This window comes from Christensenella intestinihominis, from assembly GCF_001678845.1.
Taxonomy (GTDB): domain Bacteria; phylum Bacillota; class Clostridia; order Christensenellales; family Christensenellaceae; genus Christensenella; species Christensenella intestinihominis.
Genome location: NZ_MAIQ01000003.1, coordinates 15,816 through 32,750, shown reverse-complemented (window position 1 = coordinate 32,750; position 16,935 = coordinate 15,816). Strand labels below are relative to the sequence as shown.

The window sequence follows — 16,935 nt, the reverse complement described above, 5'->3', positions numbered from 1 at the left end:
CAATGAAAGCTGTTTATTTACGGGCGCCGTACCAATTTGAAATCCGGGACGTGGACCTGAGGGAACTGCGCGACGGCGAGGTTTTAGTCAAAATCAAGGCATGCGGTTATTGCGGACACGACAATATTCTCGCCAAATACGCCGCCAAGGAATGGGAGCCGTTCGGCCATGAATTTTCGGGTATCGTCGCCAAGGCCGGGAAGGGAACCGCGGGCCTCGCGGAAGGGGACACGGTGGTTGTGGAAACCTCGACCTTTGATCCGCTTGCCGATTGCTCGCGCGACGGCAGGGTGGATTTTTCCGTCAACGGGCCAAGCTTCATGGAGCTTAAGGATAACAGCATGGGGTTTGCCGAATATGCCATCGTTCCCCATGAGCTTTGCGTGAAATACGACGGGCTCAGCTTTGAAGAAGCCAGTGTGATCGAGCCGCTCGGAGTGGCGCTCGACCTCGTGAAAACGGCGGATATCCGCCTGAACGACGACGTCCTTGTGCTGGGGGCGGGCCCGATTGGCCTGATGGCGCTGCAAATGGCAAAATCAAGCGGGGCAAGGAAAATTTATGCGGCGGAATTTTCGGCCAACAAAAAGAGATGCGAGCTGGCAAAGCAATTCGGCGCCGACGAGCTGATCTATACCGACCGCGTGAAACTGGAGGATTACGGCTTTGAAAAAGGAGGAGTCGATAAAGTCATGGTATCGGCGCCGCCTTCCACGATCACGAGCGCCGTTAATGTATGCAGGACCGGCGGCGTGGTGGCGTTCCTCGGGATCAGCTACGGCCCCGACGCGGTTGTTTCGTTTGATTCCAACAAGGTCCATCTGGATAAGCTCCAGATCAGGGGCTCGAACGCCATACCGGCCCTCTATTTCCCGATGTGCATCGATATGCTGAAGGCGGGCCTTGTGGATACGAAATCGCTGATTACCCATACGTTCCCCCTGCTTGAATCCGTGGAGGGACTCGAGCGGTACCTCAAGGATGCGGAGAATGCCGTCAAGGCCGTGATGATAAACGACTAAGATTATGATATGAGTTTTAAAATCAAAACGTTTTTTGTTATATTTCTCGCGATTTTGCTGCCCGCGATTATCACCAACCTGCTGATTTATACGCAGGCGGAAAATTCGGTGGTCAACCAGACGGCGGCAGGCGTGATTACCGGGATGGATAAAGCCATGTCGTCCTTTGATTCGAGCCTGAAAGCGCTTGTCTCATTGAGCAAAAGGATGCAGAACGACAACGGCTTTATCCTTTCTGTTGAGCAGGCGAACAGGGCTTCCGAGGCGGAAAAGAATACGGCCTATGCGGAGCTGTATACGAAACTGAATTCATTCCTTGAAAGCATCAAAGCGCCGAACATTGTGCAGGATATCGATTCCCTGTACCTGTTCCTGCCCGGGCGCAACACGGTGATTACCACAAATACCACCTATTATGAGGGCGTAGACCACGAAAACATATCCTTCCTTGAACATGAACTGGAAAGCCCCGGCGCGGGGGAATGGTATGTGAGCAGCCCGATCAACTTCGATACGCTGCAGGGGCGGCCCGTGGATGAAACCCTGCTGACCTACAACCAATCCCTTTACAACGAAGCGGGCGAGGTGATTGGAATCTATGCCCTGAACCTGAAAAGCAGCGTATTCCGGACGGCATACAACGACACGATGCTGAATGTCCCGGGCGGCATGGCAGTTTATGACGCGGGCGGAAAGCTTTTGAGCAGGAACAACCTGCCCGATCTGACGGACAGCAGCCTGCTGCGGATTGAAAAGGATATAGAAGCGCGCCTCCCCGACGGACCGCGGCCGTATTTCATGACAAACGAGGGGGGAAACGAATATCTGGTTGTGACCGATCGGTCGTCCAATACGGGCTGGACCTATACGACAATCCTTGAAACGACGGATTTTTTGGGCGGTCTTTATGAAACCAAAAAGCTGCTGATCCTTATTATTGTGATGATGGCGATTGCAACGCCCGTCATTTCCATTATTATTTCCCGTTCCATCATAAAGCCCACGGAAAAGCTTGTGTACGCAATGCAGGAAATACAAAACCGCAACCTCGACATCCGCATCAACGAACCGCGGAAGGACGAATATCAAAAGGTGTTCCAGGGCTTCAACGACATGGTGATCGAGCTCAATGAGCTGATCCGCAACCTGACCAACGAGAAAGCGCTTAATAAGGAAGCAAAAATAAGGCTTTTGCAGGAACAGATTAACCCCCATTTCCTCTACAACACGCTGGACTCGATTTACAGCATCGCGCAGCTGCACGATGTGCCCGAAATATCGAAAATGGTTTTTGCACTTTCCCAGTTTTTCCGGGTGAGCCTTTCGGGAGGAAAGGAAATTGTCCGGCTGGAGGAAGCGCTGGAAATCGTCAAAAGCTACCTCACCGTACAAAATATACGCTTCAACGGAAAATTCCGGTTTTCCCTTTCCGTTCCGGAGGAGCTCCTTGACTGCAAGGTATTGAAGCTGCTTTTGCAGCCGCTGGCCGAAAATGCGGTTTACCATGGGCTTGAAGCCAAAAAAGGGGAAGGAACCATCAACATTACGGCCCATGAAGACGGCGGAACGCTCCAGATTTGCGTGGAAGACAACGGCGTCGGGATTCCTGCCGCCAAGCTGGAGGAGATCAGGAAAGCCCTGCGGGACAACAATATGGAAGAGAGCGGGAATTTTGCCATTAAAAACCTCAACACCCAAATCCAGCTGCGGTACGGGAAAAATTACGGCCTCGATATTTACAGCGAGGAAAATGTCGGCACGGGAGTCTTTATCAAGATTCCTGTTGTAAGATAACTGCGTTTGCCCCATATTGGTAAAAATAATACAAGAAAACAAAAAACAGTCATATTGTGATTGTTTTTTGTTTTCAATACAATAAAACCAACAGATCAATTCACCATCAATTGTTTTTCAAAATAAAAAAAGAAAAAGGAGAAGACATTATGAAAAAAATGAGTAAAGTTCTGATGCTTTGCATGGTATTTGTCCTTGTATTATCAATGGCAGCCTGCGGCGCGCCCGCAACATCGACCGAGGCATCGAACGAACCGTCGGCAGAGACCACGGCGCCGGCAGAGGAGACGCAGGGCGCAGAGGTATCCCAGGCCGGGGCGAAGGACCCGGCGGACATCAAGGTAGCGGGGATCGTTTACCTTGAGGACCAATTCATGAAGCTGCTTTCAAAAGGATACCAGGACGCTGCGGACGCTGCGGGCGTGGAGTGCTCCACCAGCAATGTCAATAACGACCAGTCCAAGGAAACACAGCTCATCAACACCTATGTGGAGCAGGGCCTCGACGGCATCTCGATCGCGCCGCTTAACGAGGAATCCTCTATTACGACGCTTAAGGACGCCGCTTCCAAGGGAATGAAAATCACACTTACGGACAGCACGCTTTCCAATGCGGACTTTATCGTAGGCGGCTATACGTCCGACCAGGGCCAACTCGGCTCTTCCACGGGCAAAATCGCCAAGAAATTCATCGAGGAAAAACTGGGCGGAAAAGCCAAGATCGCGGTGGTGCAGTTTAAATCTCTGCTTCCCGAAAAGAGCGCGGCGCGCGTAGACGGCTTCCTCGGCGAGCTTGAAGGAATGGACGGCGTGGAGGTTATCGCGGACCAGGACGCATGGGTGCAGGATAAGGCGGTTACGGTTGCCAACGACATCCTGACGGCACATCCGGACGTGGATATCATATTTGCGGCCAACGACGGCGGCACGGTCGGCGCGACCATGGCGGTTAAAAACGCGGGCAAGGCAGGCGAAGTGTTCGTATTCGGCATCGACGCCAGCGAACAGATTGCCGCGATGCTCCAGGAGGACGACAATATCCTCCAGGCGGTAACCGGACAGGACGCATACAGCATGGGCTACAAATCAATGGAAATGCTGATCCAGAACATTATGGGGACCGCGGACGCCACCGGGGATATCCTCACGGTTGACGGCATCCTGCTCGACAGGGCGGACCAGGCCGGAATCGAGACCTTCCTGACAAACCTGAAAGAACGTACGGGCAACTGAGGACAGGCATACCGATTGTTTGTGGAAGAAACTGGTTACGGGAATGGGCCGACGCCCATTCCCGTAATAAATTGATAAAAAGAGGTTGTTATGAGTAGTGTACTGGAAGCCCATCACATTGTAAAAAAATTTCCCGGCACACTGGCGCTGGATGACATCAATGTTTCGTTTGAAAGCGGGAAGGTCCATGCGCTGGTTGGAAAAAACGGCTCGGGGAAATCCACCCTGCTGAAAATTTTTTCCGGGGCCCACGCGCCGACGGAAGGCGAAATTGTCCTCGATTCCGAAAAAATCGAAAAATTTGATACGACCTACGCTATGTCGAAGGGAATTGCGACCGTATACCAGGAGTTAAGTCTGATTCCTACGCTTACCGTAACGGAAAATATTCTTATTAACCGCATTCCGGTGAAAAAGGGCGGTCTTCTGGACTGGCACGCGGCGAGGGAAAATGTGCGGGAATTATTGAAACAGCTGGAAATAGAAATATCGCCGGACGCAATTGTCGGGGATTTGAGCATGTGGCAGATGCAGATGATCGAAATCGCCAAGGCGATGAGCTTTCATCCCAAGGTGCTGCTGCTTGACGAACCCACGTCCTCCCTTGCCAAGCATGAGGTGGAATCGCTGTTCAAAATCATCCGTTCCCTGAAGGAAAAAGACGTCATTATTATTTATGTATCGCATAAGCTGGATGAATTGTGGCAGGTTGCGGACACATGCACGGTGCTGCGGGACGGCAGACTGATCGGCAAGGTTATGATGCAGGAGACCTCGCACAGCGACCTGATTAACATGATGTTCGGGCAGGTGAGCATACCCAAGCGGCCGGACGACCTGATGGTTTCGGACGAAGTTGTGTTGGAGGTAAAAAACCTTACGCGCAGGAACAAATTTGAAAATATTTCCTTCCAGCTGAAAAAGGGCGAGATACTTGGAATCGCGGGCATGCTGGGTTCGGGGCGGACCGAGCTGCTGAAATCCATCTTTGGCGCGGACCCGTTCCATTCCGGGGAAATTATATTCAGGGGCGAGCATGTGAAAAGCGCCAACCTGATCCGGATGAAAAAACTCGGGATGGCGCTGACGCCCGAGGACAGGAAGCACGAAGGGCTGATCCTGGACGCGCCCATCGGGGATAATTTGTGCTATGCGAGCCTTGAGGCGCTGACCCCGAACGGGATGATCGACAAGGCCAAGCAGAAGCAATACATTGACAGGCAGGTTGAAAACCTGCAAATAAAGGTGGCCGACACCTCCATGCCCGTAAGCGACCTTTCGGGCGGGAACCAGCAAAAGGTAGTGGTCGGCAACTGGCTGAATACCGATCCGTCGGTTATCATTTTCGACGAGCCTTCAAGGGGCATCGATATCAACGCAAAACAGCAGATATTCAAAATCATATGGGAGCAATCCAGAAAAGGGGTTTCCTGCATTATGGTTTCGACCGAGCTTGAAGAATTGCTGGAGGTATGCCAGAGGATATTGATTATGCAGGCTGGGAAATTCGTGGGCGAAGTCATTCCCGACGAGCTTACCAACGAACAGCTTTATACATATTGCATGGGAGGTATGTAAAGTGGACGCACAAGCAAAGACCAAAATAAATGCTCCGGCTATTCTCAGCAAGCATATGCTGGAGATCATACTGATTTTATTGTTTATTATCATGGCGATTACGTCGGACGCATTCATAAAGCCGGGGAACCTGCTGAATATCCTGCGGAACGTTTCCATGACCGGTATCATCGCGTTTGGGATGACCTTTGTGATTATCGCCGGGGAGATCGACCTTTCGGTCGGCTCGACCGTCGCGCTGAGCGGCGTAATTACGGCCCTTACCGCCGGGAAGCTTTCCGAAGCGGGGATTATGCCTATGGAAAGCGCTGTGGTGCTGGGAATGATTCTTGCGGTCATCGTGTCGATCGGCATCGGACTGTTCAACGGCTTCCTGCTGACGAAATTCAAAATGCCCTCGTTTATTATTACACTGGGCATGCTGAACCTGCTTTATGGAGTGGCCGCAGTTATATCGTCGGGTTTCCCCGTTACGACGCTGCCGTCGTGGTACAGCGTGTTCGGCGCAGGCTCGATCGGCGGGATACTGCCCGTACCCGCGGTGTTCCTTGTCGCCGTGTTTATCATTGTTCTGATTATCCTCAAATATTCGCGGTTTGGCCGCGCCGTCTACGCCGTGGGCGGTAATCCGGAATCCGCAAGGCTTTCGGGGATCAATGTAAATAAAGTCAAAACGTCCGTTATGATGATTGTGCAGGCATGCTGCGCAATCAGCGGCATCCTGCTTTCCTCCCAGGTTATGTCGGGGACGTTTTCCTTTGGAAGAGGCTGGGAAATGACGGCCATATCGGCGGTCATTATCGGCGGCGCCAGCCTCGCAGGGGGCCGGGGTACGGCCAGCGGGACGTTCCTCGGGCTGCTGTTCCTTGGCATCATCAACAATGCGATGACGCTGAACGGGGTGGACGAATATGTCCAGTATATTGTACAGGGCGCCCTGATTATCGGCGCGGTGCTGATTAATTCGTTCCAAAACAAGAAAAAGGATTGATCCGGGAGGACTGTTTATGAAACGTTCGGAAATACAGACGGCGATCGAAAAGGCGCGGGAGGCCCTCGGGGCCTTCCGGATTTCGCTTCCGCCCTTTGCGGGATGGTCCCGGGAAGATTACATGGGAATGGGACGGAGCATCGATTCCCTGAAGCGGTGCATGCTGGGATGGGATGTGACCGATTTCGGCAATGATGATTTCAGGAATACCGGCGCGGTGCTGTTCACGCTGAGGAATGGCGTGGCGGGGACGGCAACGGGAACGCCGTATGCGGAAAAGCTGATTATCCTCGAGGAAAAGCAACGGCTTCCCATCCATATGCACAAAACCAAGACGGAAGATATCATCAGCCGCGCAGGCGCGGGCTTTGAAATACGCCTGTGGAATACCGGAAGCGACGGAAAACCGGACCGGGAAAAAGACGTCCGGGTGTTCTGCGACGGTGTGGAACGGATGGTGCATGCGGGAGAATGCATCACAATCGAAAACGGGCAAAGCATTACGCTTACCCCGTATATGTACCATACTTTTTGGGGCGGAAAGGGCGGCATCGCCGTTGTGGGAGAGGTTTCCTCCACGAACGACGATAAAACCGACAACTATTTTGCAGAACCGGTACGCCGCTTTTCACAAATCGAGGAAGACGAAGACAGGAAATACGTGCTTTGCAACGAGTATGACACCCTGGCCTGAGGCAGGGCGCATGCCGTAACGCTGCCGGGAAAATTCAACTACGCAACAGGGCTCTTCAATAATGACAATGCCGCATAGCTTCATGTATGCGGCATTGTTTGTTTTGCATAAGCAGGGACTTCCGCTGGCGGGGCTTCCCGTGCGGATATACTTTGGCGGTTCTACGCATCCGCCAGTTCTTTTTTGCACTTGACGCACAATACCGCCATTACCGCGACGCTTACGGCAAATATGGCAATAAACATGTTCAGCGGAAGCTGGAGGCCGGAGGACTCGGCGAGCGCGCCGACCGCCACCGGGGCCACCATGCCGCCGATATTGTAGGCAAATACGGCAAGGGAGGTTGCGGACGCCTTGCGCGCAGGAAAAAGCGCGGTGGAGATCATAACGACGCTGACCACATTGAGGGCGCAGAACGCGCCGCCGAGGGTGGTCAGTACCATGGCGACGGGGATGGACGCAATATTGACGGCGCCGAACATGCAGGCGATGCTGATAATGCTGAACAGCACATATACGCGCTGCGGCTGGAGCCTGCGAAAGATAAACGGCCCGAGCAGCCGCATGGCGAGCGTCCCTACATAATAAAGCGTAAGCATGAGCGCCGCCGTATCCACGGAAAAGCCGCGGACAGTGGAAAAAAATGCCGGATACCATGCCGCCATAGTAGTGGTGAAGCAGGAAAACAGCCCGCAGCCAAGAAGGATGACCCAGGATTTTGGGGATTTAAAAATTTCCGCAGGATTTTCCCGGGCGCTCTGCGCAATGGCGGTGAGATCAACGCGGGAAAGCTCCGGCATTGCTTTTTTGAGGGAAAGCGCATACACAAGCGTGACGGCAAGGGAGAGGATTCCCACAAACAGGAACGGATTCACAAAGCTGCGCGAATCACCGGGAAAAAGCATGGCCGCCATCATAATAGGGCCAATCATGGTGCCTGCGCCGAAGAAAATCTGCACCATAGGCAGCAAGGTTTTGGTTTTATCCGGGAAATATTCCGTGACGGTCGCCTGCCCCATGACGTCGATCACCGTAAAGCCGACGCCGGCGAGCAGCGCGCACACGCACACGATAAGGTAGGGCGGGGCAAACCCGATCAGCGTCGTCGCGATTCCGAGGATCAGCACCCCGAAGGCAACGACGCGCGGTTTGAAATAACGCTCGCCGAGCAGCGCGCAAAAAAGCGCCGCGGCAATACCGCCGATGCTGCCGACCATGGTAAATACGCCCTGCGCACTGGTGCCAATGCTGTAAAAGTCCATCATGGTGGTGGAAAGCGTGCCAAACAGCACGACATACAGCGCATAACAGACAAAAGTCGCAAGAAGAATGACAATATAAAGCTGCGTTGTTTGTTGTTTCCGCATTAAAAATACTCCCGGCTCCTGAATTTTTGAAATGACCTCTTTGCTATTATACCCGCTGCGGGCGGCGATTTCCATTGATTTCTTTTCCAAAACCGTTTAAGATTAAAACAGAATGGGTATGAATAATCCATATTATTATGTAAATAAGAGGAGGGGTTTAATTGAAAGGTTTAATGGAGACGTTTACATTGGCAAATGGCGTGGAGATTCCATGCGTAGGCTTTGGCACATGGCAGACACCCGACGGCGAAACGGCAGTGAATGCGGTTAAGGCGGCACTTGCGGACGGATACCGCCACATCGACGCGGCGGCTATCTATGGAAACGAGGAAAGCGTGGGACGGGCAATTGCGGAGTCGGGCGTTCCGCGTGACGAATTGTTTGTGACCAGCAAGCTGTGGAACGACGAGCACGGATATGAAACCACGCTGCGGGCGTTCGACAAGACGCTGAAGGACCTTGGACTCGAGTATCTCGACCTGTACCTTATCCACTGGCCGGTTCCGGTGAAATTCAGAAACGACTGGCAGAAGAAAAATGCCGAAACATGGCAGGCTTTTGAAGAGCTTTATAATGAAGGGCGCATTCGTGCGATCGGCGTCAGCAATTTCCTTCCCCACCATGTGGAGGAGCTGAAGAAAACGGCAAAAATTATGCCCATGGTAAACCAGATTGAATATCATCCGGGACTGATGCAAAAAGAGGTTGTGGAATATTCGCAGAAGGAAGGCATGCTGATCGAGGCCTACAGCCCGCTTGGCACGGGCAAGATGCTCGGCAATGAAACCCTTAAGGGTATCGCGGACAAATATGGAAAATCAGTGGCGCAGATTTGCATCCGCTGGGTGCTCCAAAACGATGTGCTGCCGCTTCCGAAATCGGTTACGCCGTCGAGGATCGCAGACAATGCCAAGGTATTTGATTTTGAAATTGCGGCGGACGATATGGCGGTGATTAACGCAATGGTCGACCCGGACGGCCCCACGAACGATCCGGATAATTTTTCGCTGTAATTTAGATTCCGAACGAAAGGGCAGCCATAGGCTGCTCTTTTTTTATGCAGGCTGGAAAACCGGAACGGATGTGATATGATAAATAAGAGATTTGGATGCGGAGGAAACAGACATGAAATTTGTTGCGATAGAACCACTTGGGGTCGGGGAAGGAACGCTGCGGAAAATGGCGGAAAGGGCATTGCCGGGGGACGCTGAAATTGTGCTTTATGATACGCGCACGGCAGACACGGGGGAACTCATACGCCGCGGAGGGGACGCGGAGGTGATTGCGGTTTCAAACCTGCCGCTCCCGGCGGAGGTGATCGACGGATGCAAGAATTTGAAGCTGCTTACCGTGGCGTTTACAGGCGTCGACCACATCGCGCTTGACGCCTGCCGTAGAAATGGGGTCACCGTGTGCAACAGCGCGGGTTATTCGACGGCCGCGGTTGCAGACCTTGTGTTCGGTATGCTGGTTTCGCTGGAGCGGAAGCTCATCGAATGCGACGGGGCGGTGCGTGCGGGCAAGACGCGGGACGGCCTTGTTGGAAGCGAACTTGAAGGAAAGACCTTTGGCGTGGTCGGCACGGGCGCGATCGGCCTGCGGGTGGCGCGGATTGCCGGGGCGTTTGGCTGCAAGGTGCTCGCGTACAGCCGCACGGAAAAGGACGTGCCGGGCGTGCGGTATGTGGGGCTTCCCGAGCTGCTTTCGACCTGCGATATTATTTCCCTGCATGCGCCGCTTACCGGCGAGACACGGAATATGATCGGGGAAAGGGAGCTTGCGATGATGAAGCGCGGCGCGGTGCTTATCAACACGGCCCGCGGGCCGCTGGTGGATAATGCGGCGCTTGCCCGGGCGCTGGGCGAAGGGAAGCTTGGCGGGGCGGCGATCGACGTATTTGACTCGGAGCCGCCGCTTGCGGGAGACGAGCCTCTTTTGCATGCGCCGCGTACGGTGCTTGCCCCGCATGTGGGGTTTGCGACAGGAGAGGCGCTTTATAAACGGGCGGCGATTGTCCTCGGTAATGTGGAAAAGTGGCTGGCGGGAACGCCGCAAAATGTCATTCAATAGACGAAAGGAAAGCTGTTTCCAAAAGACGGAAGCAGCTTTTTTGATCTGGTTAAAAATATTTCTGAAAAGTCATGCGAAATTATTTGACAGTCATATGACTACGTGCTATAATGTGGACATAAAAGGAACGGAGAAAGACCTGCGTAGTCCGGGAGAAGGCGTGCCGCGGGAAACAACACGCGGGCGCCCGAAGGCATGGCATGGGGAAGGCGTACCGGACTGATACGGGTTGGAGCTGTCCAACAGGGTGCCCTGCCGGTTTGCGGAAAGGGCCGGCCCTGGAAAAGGAGGACTGATAGCCAATGATACGGTTTTTACCGGGCACGACGGTTGAGATGAATATTGACCACGGCATACAGGATTTCCTGAATTCCCTGTTTGCGGCAAACGGGCTGGTGCTTTCGCAGGTATTGCAGCTTACGGGACTATCGGCGCATACGATCCAAAATTGGGTTAAACGGAAATTTGTGTCCCCGCCTGTGAATAAGAAATATGACTGCGACCAGTTTTGCACCATTGTGATGATTAACATGATGAATGATATCTTCCAGATCGATCAGGTAACACAGATGATCCGCTATGTGGAAACCCTGTGCGGAAAGGGAGCTCCGACGCTGATTTATACCTGCTTTGTCGACCTGCTGCGGCAGGTCCCGGGAGATGCGATTCGTGAAGCGACGGGAATTGACGATATTATCGGGAAGGTGGTCGACGAAAAAATACCGGGCGGCCTCGAGGCGGGAGACCGGCTCAAAAAGGTGCTGAAAATTATGCTGCTCACACATTTATCCGCCGAAATCAAAGCGGAAGCGAACCAGCTTCTGGGCGCGCTGGAATGAAAAAGAAGCCGGTCCGGAATTCGCGGGAGTGGGAAAGGCGAAAGCTACGTTTTTCCTATTCCCACGAGCATTTGAAGAAAACGGCGAAAGCCACGCCGTATCGGGAATAAATAAGAAAGCGCCCTTGTTTGGAAGAACACTTATAAGGCGGGGCCCCCGCGAAACTCGAATGGCGCGAAGCGCAATGAGTTTTGTGGGGAAGAGGAGAAACCGCCTGTAAGCGAGACGTTTGACCGAAGGGAAAAAGCGAGCAAAAGGGCGTGTTTCGCCCTAAGAAAGCAAGCAAGGCGAACGTTTATAAGGCGGGGCCCCCGCGAAACTCGAATGGCGCGAAGCGCAATGAGTTTTGTGGGGAAGAGGAGAAACCGCCTGTAAGCGAGACGTTTGACCGAAGGGAAAAGCGAGCAAAAGGGCATGTTTCGCCCTAAGAAAGCAAGCAAGGCGAACGCTTATAAGACGGGGCCCCCGCGAAACTCGAATGGCGCGAAGCGCAATGAGTTTTGTGGGGAAGAGGAGAAACCGCCTGTAATCGAGACGTTTGACCGAAGGGAAAAAGCGAGCAAAAGGGCGTGTTTCGACGAAGGAAGGAGGTAACATATTATGTTGGCTTGGTGGGAGGCCATGACGCTGATTGAACAAATTTTCGCGGTGGTCGGCATTGCATCAACGGTACTGCTTGTGATCGAGGTCATCCTGCTGCTGATTGGCGCAGGACATGGCGGCGACGCGGATGTGGGCGGTGCGGACGCCTCCGGGGACGTACATTTTGATTCCCCCGGGGATGCGCATTTTGACCTTGACGCGCCGGGAGATGCCGACATGCCGCAGGATATGGACATACATATTGGCGACATCACGGCGGATGGAATATCGGATGTAGACATTTCGTCCGGCACGGATATCCATGGCGGAATGGCGGACAGTGTCGATTCGATGGACGGCCAAGGCCATACGCACTTTGGCGAAAGCGGGCTGCACCTGTTTACATTGCAGGGCCTGGTGGCGTTTTTCGCGGTATTCGGCTGGTCGGGGCTGCTGATGCTCAAGTCCGACGTAGTGCCTGTGGCGAGCGTGATCCTGGCGATTGTCTTCGGTATCATTGCCATGGTGTTGATTGCCATCGCAATGCGCGCGATGATGCGGCTCCAGTCCGACGGGACGCTTGATATCCGCAACGCGCTTGGAAAGTCGGGTACGGTGTACCTGCCTATCCATGAAAAGCGGAGCGCGGCAGGAAAGGTGTCCATTATGGTGCAGGACAGGCTGGTGGAGCTGGATGCGGTCACAGACGGGGATCAGGCCATCCCGACCGGCGCGGAAGTGACGGTTGTGGGAATATCCAATGGAAACACGCTGATCGTGGCCAAAAAATAAAAGATTTTTGGAGCGGAGGCAAGGCCTTGTTCCAAAACGGTAGGGTATGTAATAATAGTAGGTTCTGAGTTTTCCGCAGATGCGGAGAAGGGGTAGACAAAATGAGTATTGAATCATTAATCCTGATAGTCGTAATCGTTGTATTGGTGTTCATGTGCCTGCTGATCTTCCTGACGAGATATAAGAAATGTCCGTCGGACAAGATCATGGTCATCTATGGTAAGGTGGGGCAGAACACGGACGGGACGAACCGTACGTCAAAGTGCATCCACGGTGGCGCGGCCTTCGTGTGGCCGGTGATCCAGGCGTACCAGTACCTTGACCTTACGCCGCTTTCCATCCAGGTGGACCTCAAGAGCGCGCTTTCGCGCCAGAATATCCGCATCGACGTGCCTTCCATTTTTACGGTCGGCATTTCGACGGAGCAGGGTGTGATGCAGAACGCGGCGGAACGTCTGTTGGGGCTCCAGATGGCAGAGGTGCAGGAGCTTGCCAAGGATATTATTTTCGGACAGCTGCGTCTGGTGATCGCCACGATGGATATCGAGGAGATCAACACGGACAGGGATAAATTCCTCGAGGCGGTTTCGCGCAACGTGGAATCCGAGCTCAAGAAGATCGGCCTACGGCTCATCAACGTGAACGTGACGGATATCAGCGACGAATCGGGTTACATCACGGCGCTTGGTAAAGAAGCGGCCGCGAAGGCCATCAACGACGCGAAGAAGTCGGTTGCCGAAAAGGTACGCGACGGCTCCATCGGCGAGGCGAACGCACAGCGCGACCAGCGCGTAGAGGTGGCGACCGCGAACTCCAAGGCGATCACGGGTGAAAACACGGCGAAGATTGAAATTGCTCAGTCGGACGCCGCGCGGCGTGAAAAGGAAGCGGAGGCCATGAGGCTCGCAACCGCGGCGGAAAAAGTGCAATCCGCAAAGGCCCTTGAAGAAGCGTATGCGGCGGAAAAAGCGGCGGAGCTTGCAAGGTCGTCACGCGAGAAAGCGACGCTCGAAGCGGATGTTATCGTTAAGGCGGAAATCCAGAAGCGCCAGATCGAGCTTGCCGCCGAGGCGGAGGCGGAACGCCTGCGCAGGCAGGCCGCTGGTGAAGCGGACGCCATCTATGCGAAAATGGAGGCGGAAGCGCGCGGTACGCAGGAAATTCTGAAAAAGCAGGCCGCCGGTTTTGCGGACATCGTAAACGCGGCAGGCGGAAGCGCCAAGGATGCGCTGATGCTGATGCTTGCAGATAAGATGGAAGACCTGATGAAGGTACAGGTGGAAGCAATCCGCGACCTTAAGATCGACAAGGTTACCGTATGGGACAGCGGCGAAGGAAAAGACGGGAAATCGTCCACAGCCAACTTCCTTTCCGGGCTTATGAAGAGCATTCCGCCTATGAATGAAATTTTTGAGATGGCGGGGATGGAGCTTCCTGAGTTCCTCGGCAAAAAAATCAGCCCGAAGGAAGCGCCCAAGCTTGAAGCGGCTAAGCCGGAAGCAGTGCCGGAAGCGCCCAAGGCAGGGGATGCGCCTGCGGGAGCAGAGCCCGAAAAAAAGGAATAGCGGAAAAGGGATAAAACAAACGGCGCAACTCAGTTGCGCCGTTTTGTTTGGTTTTCGAATAAAATGTATTTTATTTGGAAAAACCAGTAAAATAAGTTAATAGTAAAAAATTTTGTGGATATCGGCTTCGTCATATTCCAATTCATTCTTAACCTGTCCTTTATTCATGATGTAAATACGATCACACATGCCGATCAATTCGTGGATATCAGAGGAAATCAAGAGAATGCCGCATTTCTTATGGGCCAGCGTATTCATGATGTTGTAAAGTTCCACCTTTGACGGGATGTCCAGATTGGCCGATGGATTTTCCAGAATCAATATCTTACGGTTTGTAAAAAGAATTTTGGAAAAAGCGACCTTTTGTTTATTGCCCGTGCTTAAGACGTGAACCTTTTGATTGGGGTCCACTTCGGCCTTCAGTTTATGCAAATAAGACTCAGAAGCCTTCTGTACTTCACGGGGCGAAAGATAACCGCCGTGAGCCAGACGAAACAGATTGGATATCGTAACGTTGAAATAAGAGTCTTTTTGTAAAAACAAATTATTCGTATCATTGCCGCTGAAAAAAACAATACCATTCTTCATGGCCTCATGCGGATTTTTTAATTTGACGGCTTCATTATTGATTTTCAATGTGCCGGAGGCAATTTTTTCCATCCCTACGAGCATTTGAGCCAACGTACCCTTCCCGGATTCGCGCAGGCCTGTAAGACCAACAATTTCGCCTTCATGGAGTCTTAGATCGATATCTTTTACTGTTCCGGAGGTGTTGGAAACATGATTAACCTCAAGTAAAATACGGCCTTTGGGTGCACGGGTCTTGGGATAACGGTTACGAAAACTATCGCCTGTCATGAGCTGTACAATTTTATCGGAAACGACATCTTCCGTGTTTTCGATATCTGCCGTAATATTTCCATCACGTATGATAACAAGGCGTTTGGAAATATCGCGTATTTCGTCCATTTTATGTGAGACGAATATAACACAGACACCCTGCTGTGCCAATTTTTTGATGATCCGAAACATTTTCTTGGTCTGCTGCTCACTGAAGGGCGCGGTGATTTCATCCAGTAACAGAACCTGCGCGCCCATAACGATGGCCTTTGCTAATTCAACATTCATTTTCTGGGAAGGATTAAGCTCGGAAACGGGGATCGCAGGATCAATATCCAATTCCATGAATTGTATTACCTTATGGTAGGCATCAAGATGTTTTTTCTGATCAATAAATAAACCGTGGTTCATCTCATTCCCCAAAAAGACATTTTGCTCCACATTGAGGAATGGAACAAGATGGGGCTCCTGAAGGACAAAATGAATTCCCATTTTTTTGGCAAGATACGGACTTTTAAGACGTACCTTTTTACCCTGTATAAAAATGTCGCCTTGATCTGGCTGCAAAATCCCTGCCATGATTTTAATTAATGTCGATTTCCCTGCGCCGTTTTCCCCGAGGATACTGCAAATCTGGCCCGGATAAAAATCCAAATCAATATTTTTAAGTAAGGGCCTGCCGTCAAATGATTTTGATATACCGGCTAATTTGAAAACCGACTCATATAATTCTGAATTTGCGGAAGACATTTTTTTCTCCTAAAAATGTTTACAAATCAAAAGATGTTAACAGCTTAATGTCATTTTGATATAAATAGCGCTTATATTTTTCAGGGAGGTCCCCTTCCGTAACAAGAGCAGAGATTGCACTGATAGGGCAAAGGAGCTGGAGGGCGATTTTATCGAATTTACTTTTGTCCGCCAGCAGGATGGTCTGTCTGGATTTGTCGAGAATTTTTTTATAAACGTCCAAGGAATAGGAATGGTTAATTGTAAGGCCGGCTTCAAGATCAACACAATCGGCACCGATAAAGGCTTTATTCACAAAAATATCTTCCAGGTAAGCCAGCGCTTTTTCCCCGTGGGTAAACATCATATTATTATAATCAACAACATTCCCGCCAATAAAGAGCAAATTTACAGAGGAACAATCAATATAGGAAAGGGCGGAAGCGTTGTTCGTAATGACGGTAAGATTTTTTTTCTGGTTTAGTTTTTTTGCCAGTATTAAGCAGGTAGAGCCGGGACCCAGATAGAAGTTATCGCCATCGTCAATCAGAGTTATTGCAAGATCAGCGATCATCTCTTTTTCCTGCAGGTCCGGAATATCACTTTTGGGTATATCCAAAGGGGCATCTTCAAGCAGGATCGCTCCGCCATGAACCTTGCGTAGAAATCCATCGGTTTCCAAGCTGTCCAAATCTTTGCGGACGGTTACATCACTGACATTGAGGAGGGAGGTCAACGTATTGATATCTACTTGCTTCTGCTCCAGCAATATTTTTTTTATAATATTAATGCGTTGCCCTGCAAACATCTGCTATCATCACCACCGAATTTCCAATAACT

The 16,935-nt window shown here is 51.9% G+C and carries 15 protein-coding genes; 12 read left to right on the top strand and 3 right to left on the bottom strand.

What is annotated here, in order from left to right; genetic code table 11:
- Positions 1-2: 2 nt before the first annotated feature.
- The 6 genes from BBD38_RS05250 to BBD38_RS05225 all read left to right on the top strand — a co-directional run bounded on the left by BBD38_RS05250 (position 3) and on the right by BBD38_RS05225 (position 7,311).
- Positions 3-1,022, top strand: a complete 1,020-nt coding sequence (locus tag BBD38_RS05250; protein WP_066685502.1) for a zinc-dependent alcohol dehydrogenase — start codon at positions 3-5, stop codon at positions 1,020-1,022.
- Between the two features lie 9 nt (positions 1,023-1,031).
- Positions 1,032-2,816 carry a cache domain-containing sensor histidine kinase gene (locus BBD38_RS05245; RefSeq protein ID WP_066685501.1) on the top strand — a complete coding sequence of 595 codons (1,785 nt, stop codon included), beginning with the start codon at positions 1,032-1,034 and terminating at the stop codon, positions 2,814-2,816.
- A 149-nt stretch (positions 2,817-2,965) separates the two neighbouring features.
- Positions 2,966-4,048: a substrate-binding domain-containing protein gene (locus BBD38_RS05240; protein WP_066685499.1), complete on the top strand. Its 1,083-nt coding sequence runs from the start codon at positions 2,966-2,968 to the stop codon at positions 4,046-4,048.
- Between the two features lie 90 nt (positions 4,049-4,138).
- The gene (locus tag BBD38_RS05235; protein ID WP_066685497.1) at positions 4,139-5,626 is read left to right on the top strand and encodes a sugar ABC transporter ATP-binding protein; all 1,488 of its coding nucleotides are present in this window, start codon (positions 4,139-4,141) and stop codon (positions 5,624-5,626) included.
- Position 5,627: 1 nt separating this feature from the next.
- The gene (locus BBD38_RS05230) at positions 5,628-6,617 is read left to right on the top strand and encodes an ABC transporter permease (RefSeq protein WP_066685494.1); all 990 of its coding nucleotides are present in this window, start codon (positions 5,628-5,630) and stop codon (positions 6,615-6,617) included.
- A gap of 16 nt (positions 6,618-6,633) precedes the next feature.
- On the top strand, positions 6,634-7,311 hold the full coding sequence (locus tag BBD38_RS05225) for a D-lyxose/D-mannose family sugar isomerase (protein ID WP_066685492.1): 678 nt from the start codon (positions 6,634-6,636) through the stop codon (positions 7,309-7,311).
- 161 nt (positions 7,312-7,472) lie between these two features.
- On the opposite strand, the gene BBD38_RS05220 is transcribed toward BBD38_RS05225, so the two are convergent.
- A complete protein-coding gene (locus BBD38_RS05220) occupies positions 7,473-8,678 on the bottom strand; it encodes an MFS transporter (RefSeq protein WP_172807764.1) in 1,206 nt (401 codons plus the stop codon).
- 161 nt (positions 8,679-8,839) lie between these two features.
- Between BBD38_RS05220 and BBD38_RS05215 the strand changes: the two genes are divergently transcribed.
- The 6 genes from BBD38_RS05215 to BBD38_RS05190 all read left to right on the top strand — a co-directional run bounded on the left by BBD38_RS05215 (position 8,840) and on the right by BBD38_RS05190 (position 14,526).
- The gene (locus tag BBD38_RS05215; protein ID WP_147568096.1) at positions 8,840-9,691 is read left to right on the top strand and encodes an aldo/keto reductase; all 852 of its coding nucleotides are present in this window, start codon (positions 8,840-8,842) and stop codon (positions 9,689-9,691) included.
- Between the two features lie 112 nt (positions 9,692-9,803).
- A complete protein-coding gene (locus BBD38_RS05210) occupies positions 9,804-10,748 on the top strand; it encodes an NAD(P)-dependent oxidoreductase (RefSeq protein ID WP_066685484.1) in 945 nt (314 codons plus the stop codon).
- A gap of 94 nt (positions 10,749-10,842) precedes the next feature.
- Positions 10,843-10,971, top strand: coding sequence for a hypothetical protein (locus BBD38_RS15030; protein ID WP_268873179.1), 129 nt, complete (start codon positions 10,843-10,845; stop codon positions 10,969-10,971).
- A 79-nt stretch (positions 10,972-11,050) separates the two neighbouring features.
- Entirely contained in the window at positions 11,051-11,587 is a 537-nt protein-coding gene (locus tag BBD38_RS05205) for a DUF1836 domain-containing protein (RefSeq protein WP_066685482.1), read from the top strand.
- A gap of 600 nt (positions 11,588-12,187) precedes the next feature.
- A complete protein-coding gene (locus BBD38_RS05195; RefSeq protein ID WP_066685475.1) occupies positions 12,188-12,961 on the top strand; it encodes an NfeD family protein in 774 nt (257 codons plus the stop codon).
- 101 nt (positions 12,962-13,062) lie between these two features.
- On the top strand, positions 13,063-14,526 hold the full coding sequence (locus tag BBD38_RS05190; RefSeq protein WP_066685474.1) for a flotillin family protein: 1,464 nt from the start codon (positions 13,063-13,065) through the stop codon (positions 14,524-14,526).
- Between the two features lie 96 nt (positions 14,527-14,622).
- Here the strand turns inward: BBD38_RS05190 and BBD38_RS05185 are convergent, their stop codons facing one another.
- Both BBD38_RS05185 and BBD38_RS05180 read right to left on the bottom strand, forming a co-directional pair.
- Complete coding sequence (locus BBD38_RS05185) at positions 14,623-16,116, bottom strand: sugar ABC transporter ATP-binding protein (protein ID WP_066685473.1); 1,494 nt, start codon at positions 16,114-16,116, stop codon at positions 14,623-14,625.
- Between the two features lie 19 nt (positions 16,117-16,135).
- Positions 16,136-16,903 (bottom strand): DeoR/GlpR family DNA-binding transcription regulator, encoded by a 768-nt coding sequence (locus tag BBD38_RS05180; RefSeq protein ID WP_066685472.1) that lies wholly within the window; start codon positions 16,901-16,903, stop codon positions 16,136-16,138.
- Between the last annotated feature and the right edge of the window lie 32 nt (positions 16,904-16,935).